Annotated in this window: 15 protein-coding genes; all 15 read left to right on the forward strand. The window is 41.4% G+C overall.

The window, feature by feature from the left end; translation table 11 throughout:
- Positions 1–3: 3 nt before the first annotated feature.
- The 15 genes from fliR (at position 4) to tsf (ending at position 14,118) form a co-directional block, all read left to right on the forward strand.
- Entirely contained in the window at positions 4–777 is a 774-nt protein-coding gene (fliR, locus tag DER53_RS10210; protein ID WP_062753378.1) for a flagellar biosynthetic protein FliR, read from the forward strand.
- Positions 778–1,860 carry a flagellar biosynthesis protein FlhB gene (flhB, locus tag DER53_RS10215; RefSeq protein WP_062753376.1) on the forward strand — a complete coding sequence of 361 codons (1,083 nt, stop codon included), beginning with the start codon at positions 778–780 and terminating at the stop codon, positions 1,858–1,860.
- A 19-nt stretch (positions 1,861–1,879) separates the two neighbouring features.
- The gene (gene flhA / locus DER53_RS10220) at positions 1,880–3,919 is read left to right on the forward strand and encodes a flagellar biosynthesis protein FlhA (RefSeq protein WP_062753374.1); all 2,040 of its coding nucleotides are present in this window, start codon (positions 1,880–1,882) and stop codon (positions 3,917–3,919) included.
- Entirely contained in the window at positions 3,916–5,034 is a 1,119-nt protein-coding gene (gene flhF / locus DER53_RS10225) for a flagellar biosynthesis GTPase FlhF (RefSeq protein ID WP_015863463.1), read from the forward strand. The genes flhA and flhF overlap by 4 nt, the downstream gene beginning before the upstream one ends.
- Positions 5,031–5,900, forward strand: a complete 870-nt coding sequence (locus tag DER53_RS10230) for a MinD/ParA family protein (RefSeq protein ID WP_062753372.1) — start codon at positions 5,031–5,033, stop codon at positions 5,898–5,900. Before flhF ends, DER53_RS10230 begins: the two co-directional genes overlap by 4 nt.
- 7 nt (positions 5,901–5,907) lie before the next feature.
- A complete protein-coding gene (locus DER53_RS10235) occupies positions 5,908–7,005 on the forward strand; it encodes a protein-glutamate methylesterase/protein-glutamine glutaminase (RefSeq protein WP_015863465.1) in 1,098 nt (365 codons plus the stop codon).
- Entirely contained in the window at positions 6,971–8,998 is a 2,028-nt protein-coding gene (locus tag DER53_RS10240; protein ID WP_062753370.1) for a chemotaxis protein CheA, read from the forward strand. Before DER53_RS10235 ends, DER53_RS10240 begins: the two co-directional genes overlap by 35 nt.
- 31 nt (positions 8,999–9,029) lie before the next feature.
- Positions 9,030–9,467, forward strand: coding sequence for a chemotaxis protein CheW (locus DER53_RS10245; RefSeq protein WP_015863467.1), 438 nt, complete (start codon positions 9,030–9,032; stop codon positions 9,465–9,467).
- A gap of 48 nt (positions 9,468–9,515) precedes the next feature.
- Positions 9,516–10,148: a chemotaxis protein CheC gene (locus DER53_RS10250; protein ID WP_062753626.1), complete on the forward strand. Its 633-nt coding sequence runs from the start codon at positions 9,516–9,518 to the stop codon at positions 10,146–10,148.
- 38 nt (positions 10,149–10,186) lie between these two features.
- Entirely contained in the window at positions 10,187–10,645 is a 459-nt protein-coding gene (locus DER53_RS10255) for a chemotaxis protein CheD (RefSeq protein WP_174525690.1), read from the forward strand.
- Between the two features lie 43 nt (positions 10,646–10,688).
- On the forward strand, positions 10,689–11,453 hold the full coding sequence (locus DER53_RS10260; RefSeq protein WP_015863470.1) for a FliA/WhiG family RNA polymerase sigma factor: 765 nt from the start codon (positions 10,689–10,691) through the stop codon (positions 11,451–11,453).
- A gap of 21 nt (positions 11,454–11,474) precedes the next feature.
- Positions 11,475–11,720 (forward strand): hypothetical protein, encoded by a 246-nt coding sequence (locus DER53_RS10265; RefSeq protein ID WP_062753366.1) that lies wholly within the window; start codon positions 11,475–11,477, stop codon positions 11,718–11,720.
- Between the two features lie 9 nt (positions 11,721–11,729).
- Positions 11,730–12,200 carry a hypothetical protein gene (locus DER53_RS10270; protein ID WP_015863472.1) on the forward strand — a complete coding sequence of 157 codons (471 nt, stop codon included), beginning with the start codon at positions 11,730–11,732 and terminating at the stop codon, positions 12,198–12,200.
- A 159-nt stretch (positions 12,201–12,359) separates the two neighbouring features.
- Positions 12,360–13,067 carry a 30S ribosomal protein S2 gene (gene rpsB, locus DER53_RS10275; protein WP_062753365.1) on the forward strand — a complete coding sequence of 236 codons (708 nt, stop codon included), beginning with the start codon at positions 12,360–12,362 and terminating at the stop codon, positions 13,065–13,067.
- A gap of 166 nt (positions 13,068–13,233) precedes the next feature.
- Positions 13,234–14,118, forward strand: coding sequence for a translation elongation factor Ts (gene tsf / locus DER53_RS10280; protein ID WP_062753363.1), 885 nt, complete (start codon positions 13,234–13,236; stop codon positions 14,116–14,118).
- Positions 14,119–14,245: the final 127 nt, after the last annotated feature.

Consider the following 14,245-nt stretch of genomic DNA (forward strand, 5'->3'; position numbering starts at 1 on the left):
GTGATGGAGCAATTATTATTACATTTTCCAGCATTTTTGCTCGTTTTTGCGCGGGTCGCTTCCTTTTTTGCGACATTGCCGCTGTTTTCGTATCGAACGATTCCAGCGGTACATAAAATCGGGCTATCCTTTTTTCTAAGTTGGATGATGTTTTTTGCCATTTCTAAACCGGCAATCCCCTTAGACGGAATGTATGTGCTGCTAGTAGTTAAAGAAGTGCTTGTCGGTCTTTTTATAGGTCTATTTGCCTATATGATTGTGTCGGCGATTCAAATCGTTGGCGGGCTGATTGATTTTCAAATGGGGTTTGCCATTGCCAATGTCATCGATCCGCAAACGGGTGCGCAAAGCCCGCTAGTGGGGCAATATCTTTATACGTTTGCTTTATTGTTGTTGCTCTCAGTCGATGGACATCATTTGCTGCTAGATGGAGTATTTTACAGTTATCGTTTTATCCCGCTTGATCATTGGCCGCATTTTGACCACGGCCATGTCGCTAAATACATTGTCAAATCGTTTAGCACGATGTTTATTATTGCTTTTCAAATGTCGGTTCCACTTGTTGGCTCCTTATTTTTAGTCGATGTTGCGCTTGGAATTGTTGCCCGCACCGTACCGCAGCTTAATATTTTCGTTGTCGGTTTTCCAGTAAAGATTGCTGCGGCGTTTATATTATTGATTGTAACGATGGCAACGCTGTTTATCGCTGTCCGCCATTTGTTTGACATGATGTTTTTGGCGATGCGTGAGCTGATGAAGCTTTTAGGAGGCACATAAATGAATGAGTTGCGCCTTGATTTACAATTTTTCGCCGGCGAAAAAACGGAGAAAGCGACGCCTAGAAAGCGGCAAGAAGTGCGAGAAAAAGGACAAGTTGCCAAAAGTGCCGACATCAATACAGCGATTGTGATGCTTGTTGTTTTTCTTGTTTTGTACTTCTTAGGAACTTTTTATAAAGAAAAGCTTTTGCACTTCATGTATCAATCTTTCGAACAATATGCACGAGTTGATTTAACCATTGACTCGGTTCACCGTCTTTCTATCACTTGGCTGAAAAATATGGCGATGCTCGTTGCACCCATTTTTTTCGCGGCAGTCATCGCCGCTTGTTTAGCCAATTTTTTGCAAGTCGGTTTTTTGTTTACGACAGAACCGTTGAAAATGAAATGGAATAGGCTTGATCCCGTTCAAGGGTTTAAGCGAATGATATCGCTGCGAGCGATTGTAGAACTCTTAAAATCGATTTTAAAAATCAGTGTTGTCGGACTTGTTACGTTTGCATTGTTATGGTTTCAGATTGATCATATTTTGTCGTTAACAACGAAATCAATAAGCACGACATTAAGCTCGTTAGCTAGTTTAACGGCAAAAATGGGGCTTTATGCTTCTTCAGCGCTGTTGTTTCTCGCCATTTTTGATTATTTATATCAACGCTTTGACTTTGAAAAAAATATTCGAATGTCAAAACAAGATATTAAAGACGAATACAAAAAAACAGAGGGCGATCCATTAATTAAATCAAAGATCAAGCAAAAGCAGCGGGAAATGGCGATGAGGCGGATGATGCAAGAGGTTCCGAAAGCCGACGTTGTCATAACGAACCCAACGCATTATGCGGTAGCACTAAAGTACGAGGACGGAAAAATGGATGCACCGATGGTTGTGGCAAAAGGTGTCGATTATGTTGCGCTAAAAATCAAGCAACTAGCAAAAGAGCATGATGTCGTGACGGTAGAAAATCGTCCGCTTGCCCAGGCGCTTTATCGGCAAACGGAAGTTGGCGATATGATTCCGGAAGAGTTTTTTAAAGTGGTAGCCGAAATTTTAGCGTACGTGTACCGCTTGAAACGAAAAGTTTAGCAGTAAGGAGAGAACGTGTATGCAAGCAAGAGATTTATCGGTATTATTGATGGTTGTTTTAATTGTAGCAATGCTCATTATCCCGCTGCCGTCATGGCTGTTAAGTGTATTAATTATTATTAATATTTCGCTTGCGCTATTAGTTCTCCTTACGGCGATGAATATGAAAGAGCCGCTGCAATTTTCGATTTTTCCGTCCCTTTTATTACTTCTTACACTATTTCGGTTAGGGTTAAACGTTTCTACGACACGTTCGATTTTAAGTAAAGGAGAAGCAGGCGGGGTTGTGGAAACGTTTGGTACGTTTGTTGTTGGCGGCAATGTGGTCGTCGGCTTCGTTGTGTTTTTGATTTTAATTATTATCCAGTTTGTCGTCATTACAAAAGGCGCTGAACGTGTATCAGAAGTAGCGGCACGCTTTACGCTCGATGCGATGCCTGGGAAACAAATGAGCATTGACGCTGATTTAAATGCAGGAATGATTTCGGAACAAGAAGCGCGGCAGCGCCGTGAAAAAATTGCTCAGGAAGCGGACTTTTATGGGGCGATGGATGGAGCGAGCAAATTTGTAAAAGGCGATGCTATTGCCGGGATGATTATTGTCGTCGTTAATATGCTTTTTGGCATGGTGATTGGCGTTGTTCAGCAGGGGCTTGATGTTTCTGAGGCGGCACAGCGCTACACGTTATTAACCGTTGGGGATGGAATTGTTAGTCAAATTCCAGCATTATTAATTTCAACAGCTACGGGAATTGTCGTGACAAGAGCCGCATCCGATAGCAATCTCGGCGGCGACATTATGAAGCAGTTGTTTGCGTTTCCAAAAATGTTATATGTGACGGCGGGAACGATTTTCTTGTTAGGCCTGTTCACACCGATTAATGATGTGCTTACGATTCCGATTGCCGGTCTGCTTGCGCTTGGCGGATATCGTTTTTCCACACAGACGGCCCGTCAAGAAGCAGCGCCTTCGCAAGAAGAAACGAAAGAAACGGAAATGGACGAATTAAAAAGTCCGGAAAGTGTTATTAGCCTACTGAATGTGGATCCGATTGAGTTTGAGTTTGGTTATGCCCTTATTCCGCTTGCCGATGCGAATCAAGGCGGGGATCTGCTTGATCGGATTGTCATGATTCGCCGGCAGCTAGCCCTAGAGCTAGGGTTAGTCATTCCAGTTGTTCGTATACGTGATAATATTCAACTTCAGCCAAATGAGTATCGTTTAAAAATTAAAGGGAATGAAGTGGCGCGCGGTGAACTGCTCTTAGATCATTATTTAGCGATGAGCCCAGGAATCGAAGATGATTCCATTGAGGGAATTGACACTGTGGAGCCGGCATTTGGACTTCCTGCCAAATGGATTTCCGAAGATATGAAAGATCGGGCGGAAATGTTGGGCTATACGGTCGTTGATCCGCCGTCTGTCGTTTCTACACATATTACAGAAGTGTTAAAAGCCCATGCTTATGAATTGTTAGGGCGTCAGGAAACGAAGCAGCTTATCGATCATTTGAAAGAATCGTATCCGGTATTAGTGGAAGAAGTGACGCCAAATCCGCTTTCGATCGGTGAAGTGCAAAAAGTACTAGCGAAACTATTAAAAGAAAAAGTATCGATTCGCAATTTGCCGCTCATTTTTGAAACGCTGGCAGATTTTGCCCGCATGACAACGGATACAGACATATTAACCGAATATGTGAGGCAAGCGTTAGCAAGGCAAATTACGAATCAATATGTCATTCCGGGAGAGCCGTTAAAAGTAATTACATTATCAGGAAAAGTAGAAAAAACGATTGCCGATGCGGTACAACAGACTGAACATGGAAGCTATCTATCGCTGGATCCGGAAAGGTCGCAGTCGATTATTGAAGCGATTGCCGCACAGCTTGAACAGCATCCGTTTGCGAATCAGACGCCGATTTTGCTTTGTTCCCCTGCTGTTCGTATGTATGTGCGGCAATTGACGGAACGATATTTTCCAAACTTGCCGATTTTATCTTACAACGAGCTTGAAGCAAATGTGGAAGTTCAAAGCGTTGGGATGGTGGATATAGCATGAAAGTAAAGAAATTTGTTGCACCGTCGATGCCGGAAGCAATGAAAATGATTCGTGCGGAACTTGGGAGCGATGCGGTGATTTTAAATTCAAAAGTGGTTCGTAAAGGCGGATTTTTGGGGTTATTTACAAAAAAAAATATCGAGGTGATTGCCGCTGTCGACTCGCAGCCTGTTCGCCAAAGATTAGAAAGAAAAAAAGAAACGGCTCCGTTTCTTGCCGAGAAAAAACAGAACAAAGATGCGGAGTTGCTTCATGAACTAAAAGAGTTAAAAACGATGTTAAAACAGCTCTCGACAAACGTCACCACCGGCTTTTCCCATTATCCGAAACCGCTTAGAGAAGTGCATTACCGGCTAGTAAGACAAGAAATTTCTGCTCCGCTTGCGCAAGAAATCATGGCTGATTTGCTTGAGAAATGGTATAAAAGTGGCGGAAAAGCGGCAGAAAAGCAGGTGTTTGCCTGGGCCAAAGAAATCGTGAAGGAAAAATTGTCGCCGCTTCCGTTCGGCGGAATTTCCTTTCAGAAAAAATATATTAATGTTGTTGGGCCAACAGGGGTAGGAAAAACGACGACATTAGCCAAAATTGCGGCGCGCTGCGTTTTGGAGCATGGAAAAAACATTGCATTTATTACGACAGACACGTATCGGATTGCAGCCATCGATCAACTGAAAACGTATGCCAACATTTTAAATGTACCTCTTGAAGTTTGTTATAATTTGCAAGATTTTCACGAAGCAAAGAAAAAACTGTCCGATCGCGATGTAGTATTTATTGATACAGCGGGACGAAATTTCCGTCATTTACAATATGTAAAAGATTTGCGAAATATGATCGATTTTAATGAAGAAATGGAAACGTTTCTCGTATTTGCGCTAACGGCAAAATACGAGGATATGAAAACGATTTATGAACAGTTTTCTCTCATTCCGATTGATCGCTTCATCTTTACAAAGTTAGATGAAACAACTCATTACGGTGCGATGTTTAATTTAATGATGGAATATAAAGTAGGAGCTGCTTATTTAACAAATGGCCAAAACGTTCCTGACGATATGATGGAAGCATCGGTTGAACAAATGATGAATATGTTGTTTGGAGTCGAACGAACATGAGAGATCAAGCAGAAAGCTTACGGTTGCAATTAAATAGACGAAATGAACAAAGTGCGACAAAAGCGATTGCAATCACTAGCGGGAAAGGTGGGGTCGGTAAATCCAACGTCTCACTCAACTTTTCGATTATGTTATCCAAACGAGGCTTTCGGGTATTGTTGCTTGACATGGACATTGGAATGGGAAACATCGATATTTTGCTCGGTCAATCGTCTCATGCGACGATAATTGACTTGTTTTATGAGCGGTTTTCGTTATATGAGCTGATTAAAAATGGTCCGGAAAATATTTCGTTTATTGCTGGAGGAACAGGACTAGCAAACATATTTACAATGGACGAAGAAAAAGTAGATTTCTTTTTAACGCAGCTGCAATTGGTGTCGGAACAATACGACTATCTTATTTTCGATATGGGAGCGGGGATTTCCGAAGATCGTCTTCGTCTTTTAAAGGCGGTCCATGAAATTTTTATCGTCACGACACCGGAGCCGACAGCGATGACAGATGCGTATGCGATGATGAAGTATGTTCATATGCAAGAAAAGAATATTCCGTTTTATGTCATTGTGAATCGAGCCCAGACCGATCAAGAAGGACGAGATACGTTGCGTCGATTAAAAAGTGTAGCAAAACAATTTCTTAATAAGGATATTATTCCGTTGGGCGTTTTGCCGGAAGACCGCTCTGTCTATAAGGCAGTAGTGCGGCAAACACCGTTTTTACTGTTCGACCCGGCTTCGAAAATTAGCCGTGCAATGTATATGCTAACGGATCGTTATTTGTCAGCGCGGGCAATGGATGAAGAAAGAGTCCAGCGATCGTTTAACTTCTTTGCTAGATTGCGGCATTTCCTTTTAGAAAGGTAGAGAATACATGAACAAAGTGAAAGTGCTCGTTGTAGATGACTCGGCTTTTATGCGAAAGTTTATTACCGATCTTCTTTCCGAAAACCCGCAAATCGAAGTAGTAGGAGCGGCTAGAAACGGCAAAGAAGCACTAAAAAAGGTTTCTCTGCTAAATCCGGATGTCGTTACATTAGATGTCGAAATGCCGATTATGAATGGGATTGATGCGCTTAAACAAATAATGAAAGAACATCCGCTTCCTGTTGTAATGTTATCCAGCACGACGACAGAAGGTGCAAAAAATACGATTATCGCCATGCAATATGGGGCGATCGACTTTGTTGCAAAACCGTCCGGGGAGATTTCGCTTGATTTATATAAAGTGAAAGAAGAACTAATAAACAAAGTGCTGCTAGCAAGTCGTGCCAATGTACGGGTAATATCCAAAGACAATGCCAGTGAAATAATAATGAATCCGATGTATGACAAGCGGGCACATCAGCGCAAAAAAATCGTTTGTATTGGGACATCAACGGGAGGCCCCCGCGCTTTACAGCAAGTGTTAACGAGATTGCCAGAAAATATTGCTGCACCAATTATGATCGTTCAACATATGCCAAAAGGATTTACAAAATCATTGGCACAAAGGCTTGATTCACTTTCACAAATTACCGTAAAAGAGGCAGAAGATGGGGAAACGTTGCAAAATGGCACTGCTTATATTGCGCCTGGCGGGTTTCATTTATTAGTACGTGAATCAAATGGGTCGCTTACGGCATGCGTGGAACAGTCGCCGCCACGAAATGGCCATCGTCCATCTGTTGATGTGCTGTTTGAATCGATAAGCGCATTAACGGGCTATGAAAAAATTGCAGTCATTATGACAGGAATGGGTTCAGACGGAACAGCAGGATTAAAAAAATTAAAAGAAAATGGAAACACCAAAGTAATCGCTGAAGCACAGGAAACAGCGGTCGTGTTCGGGATGCCGAGAGCAGCGATTCAAGCAAATGTAGTAGATTCGATCGTGCCTTTAGAACAAATTGCAGAAATGATTGTCAAATATGTAGAAGGGCAAGGGGGAAAAGGCGATGGACATGAGCCAATATTTGGAAGTGTTCATTGAAGAAAGTAAAGAGCATTTACAAGCAATCAATGAACAGTTGCTAGAATTGGAAAAAGCACCTGAAGACATGTCGATTGTAAACGAGATTTTCCGTTCAGCACATACGTTGAAAGGAATGTCTGCAACGATGGGGTTTGAAGATTTAGCAAATTTGACCCATCAAATGGAAAATGTGCTTGACGGCATTCGCAACCATAAAATTACCGTTACCCCAGAAATATTAGATGTTGTTTTTCAGGCAGTGGATCATTTAGAAGCGATGATTATGTCCATTGCGGAAGGCGGCGATGGCAAGCGTGATGTAAAAGAAGTAGTCGATCAATTAAAACGTATTGAACAAGGGGAGTCACCGACTAAATTAGGAACGGAACAGACTAGTTCTTCTAATATATCACTTACCCAAACTTACGGAGAATTTGAGTACAATGTGCTGCAACAATCAAAAGAGCAAGGCTTTTTTGCGTATGAAATACGCGTTAAATTACGAGCTGACTGTTTATTAAAATCTGCACGCGTGTTTATGATATTTGAAGCATTAAACGAAGCAGGCGAAGTGATTAAATCGAACCCTCCTGTAGAGATGCTTGAGGAGGAGAAGTTTGATCGGGAATTCATTGTCACCGTTGTAACGAAAAAATCAGCAGAAGAATTATATGAGCGGATAATGAAAGTTTCCGAAGTGGAAGAAGTGGACGTAGCACTATTCGATATAGATGAGCGGAAGAAAACAAACGATGTCGAAGTTGTTCAGGAAGAAACAATGCAACAACAAGCAGCAACCGTCGAGAAAGAACAGCGTCCGAAAAGTGTTGAGGCAAATGCAGCGACAAAGCAATCGATATCAGCAAATAAAACGATCCGCGTTAATATCGAACGACTCGATATTTTAATGAATTTATTTGAGGAGCTTGTCATTGACCGCGGGCGTTTGGAGCAAATTTCCCGCGAATTAAATCATCCGGAACTTCATGAAACGGTGGAACGAATGTCGCGCATTTCAAGCGATTTACAAAACATTATTTTAAATATGCGCATGGTGCCGGTAGAAACGGTCTTTAACCGCTTCCCGCGCATGGTTCGTCAGTTGGCGCGTGAATTAGGGAAAAAAGTAAAGCTAGAAATCATCGGGGCGGAAACAGAGCTTGATCGCACGGTTATTGATGAAATCGGTGATCCGCTTGTTCACCTTCTCCGCAATGCAATTGACCATGGCATTGAAACACCAGATGTGCGTCGGGCAAACGGCAAACCGGAAGAAGGAACGGTAAAATTAAAAGCGTATCATAGCGGTAATCATGTGTTTATTGAAATAGAGGACGATGGTGCCGGCATTAATCGTGATAAAGTGTTGCAAAAAGCGATGGATAAGGGAATTATTTCCCAGCAAAACGCCGCTAATTTAACGGATAGGCAAGTGTATGAGCTTATTTTTGCTCCTGGTTTTTCGACGGCAGACAAAATTTCTGATATTTCTGGACGCGGAGTTGGGCTTGATGTTGTCAAAAGCACGATCGAATCGCTTGGCGGTGCGGTGACAGTGGATTCCGAGGAAGGAAAAGGATCCATTTTTTCGATTCAACTGCCGTTAACATTGTCCATTATTTCAGTGCTGCTTGTTGAAATTCAACAAGAAAAATATGCTATTCCATTATCATCCATTATTGAGACAGCGATCATTAAGAAAGAAGATATTTTCCATGCGCATAATCAGCGAGTCATTGATTTCCGTGGAAAAGTTGTCCCGCTTGTATTCTTAAAAGAAATTTTTGAAGTACCAACTATATCGGAAGAGAAAGAATTTGTTTCCGTGGTCATCGTTCGCAAAGGGGAAAAAATGGCGGGCCTTGTTGTTGATTCCTTTATTGGGCAACAGGAAGTCGTTTTAAAATCATTAGGAAACTATTTAACTTCTGTATTTGCTATTTCCGGTGCCACCATATTAGGGGATGGGCAAGTAGCGCTTATTATCGACTGCAATGCGTTAATTAAATAATAGTGGTTTTAATTGGAAGGAGGAATGTAAGATGGTTGACGTTCAAGAGTCGGAATGGAAAGTGATTGTTTTTCAACTAAAAAATGAAGAATATGCACTCCCTGTTCAATACGTTCGTTCCATCGAAAAAATCCAACATATTACTCGAGTTCCGCGTACGGCGCATTATGTGAAAGGAGTTATTAATTTACGTGGTGTAGTAACACCGATTATTGACTTGAGAGAACGATTTGGTTTTCCTTCTTCCCCTTATTCCGAACAAACGCGCATTATTATTGTTGCGCTTCAAGATATAGAAGTTGGGTTGATTGTCGATGCTGCTAACGATGTGCTTGATATACCCGCGTCAAGCATCGAACCGCCTCCAGAAGCGATTGGTGCTGTGGAAGTGGATTATATTCATGGGGTAGCAAAGGTAGGAAAAAGATTGCTTATTTTGCTCAATTTAGAGAAAGCGTTGGAAACATAATGCCATTGTCGGGAAAGCTTTGCTTTTATCGAGAGGAGTTATAAAATGATGGAACATATCAACAAATTAAGTGGCACCCATATTGATATTTTAAAAGAAATCGGCAATATCGGGGCAGGGAATGCAGCAACAGCCTTATCAAAACTATTAAATAAAAAAATTGAAATGGCTGTTCCATATGTTCAAATTGCTACATTTGATGAAGTAATGGAGCTTATTGGCGGTGCGGAACAAGTAGTAGCATGTGTGTATTTGAGGATTGAAGGAGATGCTCCGGGAAATATGTTTTTTGTACTTTCATTGGCACAGGCAGAGCGGTTTATACGTCAAATGACGGGGGATGAGACGTTTACGTTTGATTCACATCCATCAGAACTAGGACAATCAGCGCTGCAAGAGCTAGGAAATATACTTGCCGGTTCCTATCTTTCGGCACTGGCTGACTTTACTAATTTGGCATTTTATCCATCTGTTCCGATGCTAACCGTTGATATGATTGGCGCTATTTTGCAATATGGGTTATTGGAATTGTCTCGCGTTGGTGATTATGCGATTCTTATTGATACCGCTTTGTATGATGAACGCCGTCCAGAAGATAGTGTCAATGGGCATTTCTTCTTACTTCCTGATCCAGATTCGTTCGCTTCTATTTTTCGCGCGTTAGGTGTGGATCTTCTGTGAACGAAACCATTCATGTAGTAAAAGTTGGCATTGCCGATATGAAGGTGGTTCATGCGCCAAATTTAATTCGAACATCTGGATTAGGATCATGTGTCGGCGTCGTCATTTTTGACCAATGGAAGGAAGTGGCGGGACTTGCGCATGTGATGCTTCCTGATTCTTCGCTTTCGAGATCGGAAACAATGAACGTAGCGAAATATGCAGATACAGCGATCGAAGCGTTAATAGAACTCGTTGTTCAGGCGGGAGGAAGAAAAGGGATGCTAAAAGCAAAAATGGCCGGTGGAGCGCAAATGTTTTCTTTTCCTTCCAAAAGTACGGATATGATGCGAATTGGAGCAAGGAATGTCGAAGCAGTTAGGCTGCAGTTGAACCGGTTTCATATTCCGATCGTTGCCGAAGATGTTGGCGGCAACAGCGGACGAACGATCGAATTTAATCCGAAAACGGCCATTTTATCGATTCGTACAGTGAATCAAGGGATGAAAGAAATATGAGAGAAATAACAGCGGCATTTTGAAAAAGATGAGGTGGAATCACATGGCGAACGTTTTAACGAGCGAAGAACGCAAATATTGGGATCGTTGGATATATCATCGTGACCCGCAAGCCGGAGATAAGCTCGTGCAAACATATATGCCGCTTGTTCATTATCATGTTCAACGAATAGCCGCGTCGTTGCCAAAAACTATAAGTAAACAAGAATTAATAAGTCTTGGATTAATGGGGCTTTACGACGCGCTCGAAAAGTTTGATCCCTCCCGTGATTTAAAATTTGATACGTACGCCTCATTTCGGATTCGCGGCGCCATTTTCGATGGGCTGCGCAAAGAAGATTGGCTTCCGCGCAGCGTAAGGGAAAAGGCGAAAAAAATTGAGGAAACGATCGAAAAGCTGGAGCAGCGGTATATGCGGTCTGTTACAGCAAAAGAAGTTGCCGATGAACTAGGGATCACAGAAGAGGAAGTATATATGGCAGTAAATGAGAACTTTTTTGCCAACGTCTTATCTTTTCAACATGTTATTACGGAAAACAAGGAAGAAGAAAACGCGCTTCTAGCCATTCGTGATGAAAAAACACCTTCTCCGGAGGAAGAAGTTTTAAAGCAGGAATTGTATGAGAAATTGGCAGAAGTAATCCAGCAGCTAAGTGAAAAAGAGCAGCTTGTTATTAGTTTGTTTTATAAAGAAGAACTTACTTTTACCGAAATTGGAGAAATTTTAGGACTTTCCACATCAAGAATTTCCCAGCTTCATTCAAAAGCCATTTTTAAGCTGCGCAAAATTCTAGAACAAGCGCTTTAGCTTAAAAGGAAGTGGGGACATATGGATATCAAATTAATCGAATTACAAATAGCGTTCCCAAAAACGTACGATGCTGGAAAAATTCAAAATGCTTTGCATCATCACGCACAGCTTATGCAATCGCAGCTTGCTGAAGCGACAAAAAAACAAGAGGAGCGAGCGCGGAGGCAAGTGACAGAAAAGCGAACAAGCGCCAATATTTGCCGGGAACAAAACAATAAAAATATCCATCCATATAAAGGAAAAATCATTGATATGATAGGATAGAGGGATGCGATGATTGCATTTTTACTTGTTGTCAGTTTTATTCTTCATGCGCTTTCATTGTTTGTTATTATTTTGCTTTATTTACAATTATCGAAAGTGAAAGAAACAGAAAAACGTCAGCAACAAATGGCTGAGGAGATGGAACAAACGTTTTCTGCATATTTATTAGAGTGGAAGGAAGAAAACGAGCGTTTTCTAAAAGAGCTGACCGACATGCTGACCAATCGCACTAAGGCTGATAGAAAGCAATCTTCTTCCAAAGCCGATGCAACATCGACAAAAGAAGAAGCGCTGCCTAACTATTTTCCAAACGTTGACGATGTGAAAGACATCGTTGATATACGTCATCAAGCTATGCCTTCGCTTGTCGAAGAGGCATGGCAGCTTTTCGAACAAGGAAAAACGATTGAAGAAATCGCTAAAATTCTAAAAAAAGGAAAAACGGAAATCGAGTTATTATTAAAATTTCGCCAAAAGTAGGCTAACAATTGCTTGATTGTCACATGCAGTTATGATATATTTTTACATGGTGTGAATACACACGCCCATCGATTTAAGCAACGGTGCTGACGCTGTCAGTCTTGCTTAAAAATGACGTGGGCGGAGGAATAAAAACCAAGCAAATAGGAGGATCTTGCAATGTCAGTTATTTCTATGAAACAATTGCTTGAAGCTGGTGTTCATTTCGGACATCAAACTCGCCGTTGGAATCCAAAAATGAAAAAATATATTTTCACAGAACGCAACGGCATTTATATTATCGACTTACAAAAAACCGTCAAAAAAGTGGAAGAAGCATATAATTTCGTAAAAGAATTAGCAGCAAACGGCGGTAAAATTTTGTTTGTCGGTACGAAAAAACAAGCGCAAGAGTCTGTGAAAGAAGAAGCAGAACGTTGCGGCATGTTCTATGTGAATCAACGTTGGTTAGGTGGTACATTAACAAACTTTGCAACGATTCAAAAACGTATTAAACGTTTAAAAGAAATTGAAAAAATGGCGGAAGACGGCATCTTTGACGTACTTCCGAAAAAAGAAGTCATTCGTTTAAAGAAAGAACAAGAACGTTTAGAGAAATTTTTAGGCGGCATTAAAGAAATGAAAGAATTGCCGGACGCATTGTTCGTAATCGATCCGCGCAAAGAGCGCATTGCTGTTGCAGAAGCGCGCAAATTAAACATTCCGATTATCGGAATTGTAGATACAAACTGCGATCCGGATGAAATTGACTATGTCATTCCAGCAAACGACGATGCAATTCGTGCCGTAAAACTTCTTACTTCCAAAATTGCGGACGCAGTGTTAGAAGCAAAACAAGGCGAAGAAGCAGTCGTTGCTGCTGAGTAATGTGTTTTGGGAAAGGTGATAAGAGGGGAAAAGCCTTTTATCACCTTTTTTTGAGACAGAAAATGGCCGTAGTTGGCTATACTAATTACGGGAGAGAGCAAAATTAGCTTCCGCCGATTTTGCTTGAACGATACATATATGCGAGTTTAAAGGAGGATTTTTATTTATGGCGATTACAGCACAAATGGTAAAAGAATTGCGTGAAAAAACGGGCGCGGGGATGATGGATTGCAAAAAAGCGCTCACAGAAACAAACGGTGATATGGAAAAAGCGATCGATTGGCTTCGCGAGAAAGGGATCGCCAAAGCGGCGAAAAAAGCGGATCGTATTGCTGCGGAAGGAATGACGCTGGTCGAAATCGACGGCAACACGGCTGTTATTTTAGAAGTGAACTCTGAAACGGACTTTGTTGCGAAAAACGAAGCGTTCCAAACGTTAGTAAAAGAACTTGCTGCACACTTGTTAAAACATAAACCAGCTACGCTTGAAGAAGCGCTTGGGCAAACAATGGATAACGGGACAACAGTTCAAGAACATATTAATGCTGCAATTGCAAAAATTGGTGAAAAAATCACGTTGCGTCGTTTTGAAATTGTGGAAAAAGGAGAAAATGATGTTTTCGGTGCGTATTTGCACATGGGAGGCCGCATCGGCGTATTAACATTATTAGCAGGTTCGGCAAACCAAGAAGTAGCGAAAGATGTGGCAATGCATATCGCCGCATTGCATCCGAAATACGTTTCCCGCGACCAAGTGCCGCAAGAAGAAATTAATCGCGAACGCGAAGTATTGAAACAGCAAGCATTAAATGAAGGAAAACCGGAACATATCGTTGAAAAAATGGTAGAAGGCCGTTTAAACAAATTTTATGAAGATATTTGCTTGCTAGAACAAGCATTTGTGAAAAACCCAGATGTAAAAGTCCGTCAATATGTTGAATCTAACGGCGCGACAGTGAAAACATTTATCCGTTATGAAGTTGGCGAAGGTATGGAAAAACGCCAAGATAACTTTGCTGAAGAAGTAATGAATCAAATGAGAAAGCAATGAATGAAGTCCATAGGGAACACACGCCGTGTTCCCTATTTTTAAAAATAGAACGTTACAACGCTTAGCTTGACAGGAAGCAATGTGGCATTTTCTTTGCGATGTTTCCTTGGAAATAAACGTTTTTTCG

Origin of the sequence: Parageobacillus toebii NBRC 107807 (genome assembly GCF_003688615.2) — a bacterium.
Taxonomy (GTDB): Bacteria; Bacillota; Bacilli; order Bacillales; family Anoxybacillaceae; genus Parageobacillus_B; species Parageobacillus_B toebii.

Bases quoted from the DNA above. Each gene is read 5' to 3' on its own strand.
- fliR (WP_062753378.1), top strand. From the start codon at position 4: ATGGAGCAATTATTATTACATTTTCCAGCATTTTTGCTCGTTTTTGCG.
- DER53_RS10240 (WP_062753370.1), top strand. From the start codon at position 6,971: ATGGACATGAGCCAATATTTGGAAGTGTTCATTGAAGAAAGTAAAGAG.
- DER53_RS10270 (WP_015863472.1), top strand. From the start codon at position 11,730: ATGATTGCATTTTTACTTGTTGTCAGTTTTATTCTTCATGCGCTTTCA.
- DER53_RS10265 (WP_062753366.1), top strand. From the start codon at position 11,475: ATGGATATCAAATTAATCGAATTACAAATAGCGTTCCCAAAAACGTAC.
- flhA (WP_062753374.1), top strand. From the start codon at position 1,880: ATGCAAGCAAGAGATTTATCGGTATTATTGATGGTTGTTTTAATTGTA.
- tsf (WP_062753363.1), top strand. From the start codon at position 13,234: ATGGCGATTACAGCACAAATGGTAAAAGAATTGCGTGAAAAAACGGGC.
- DER53_RS10245 (WP_015863467.1), top strand. From the start codon at position 9,030: ATGGTTGACGTTCAAGAGTCGGAATGGAAAGTGATTGTTTTTCAACTA.
- DER53_RS10235 (WP_015863465.1), top strand. From the start codon at position 5,908: ATGAACAAAGTGAAAGTGCTCGTTGTAGATGACTCGGCTTTTATGCGA.
- flhB (WP_062753376.1), top strand. From the start codon at position 778: ATGAATGAGTTGCGCCTTGATTTACAATTTTTCGCCGGCGAAAAAACG.
- rpsB (WP_062753365.1), top strand. From the start codon at position 12,360: ATGTCAGTTATTTCTATGAAACAATTGCTTGAAGCTGGTGTTCATTTC.
- DER53_RS10260 (WP_015863470.1), top strand. From the start codon at position 10,689: ATGGCGAACGTTTTAACGAGCGAAGAACGCAAATATTGGGATCGTTGG.
- DER53_RS10230 (WP_062753372.1), top strand. From the start codon at position 5,031: ATGAGAGATCAAGCAGAAAGCTTACGGTTGCAATTAAATAGACGAAAT.
- flhF (WP_015863463.1), top strand. From the start codon at position 3,916: ATGAAAGTAAAGAAATTTGTTGCACCGTCGATGCCGGAAGCAATGAAA.
- DER53_RS10250 (WP_062753626.1), top strand. From the start codon at position 9,516: ATGGAACATATCAACAAATTAAGTGGCACCCATATTGATATTTTAAAA.
- DER53_RS10255 (WP_174525690.1), top strand. From the start codon at position 10,187: ATGAAGGTGGTTCATGCGCCAAATTTAATTCGAACATCTGGATTAGGA.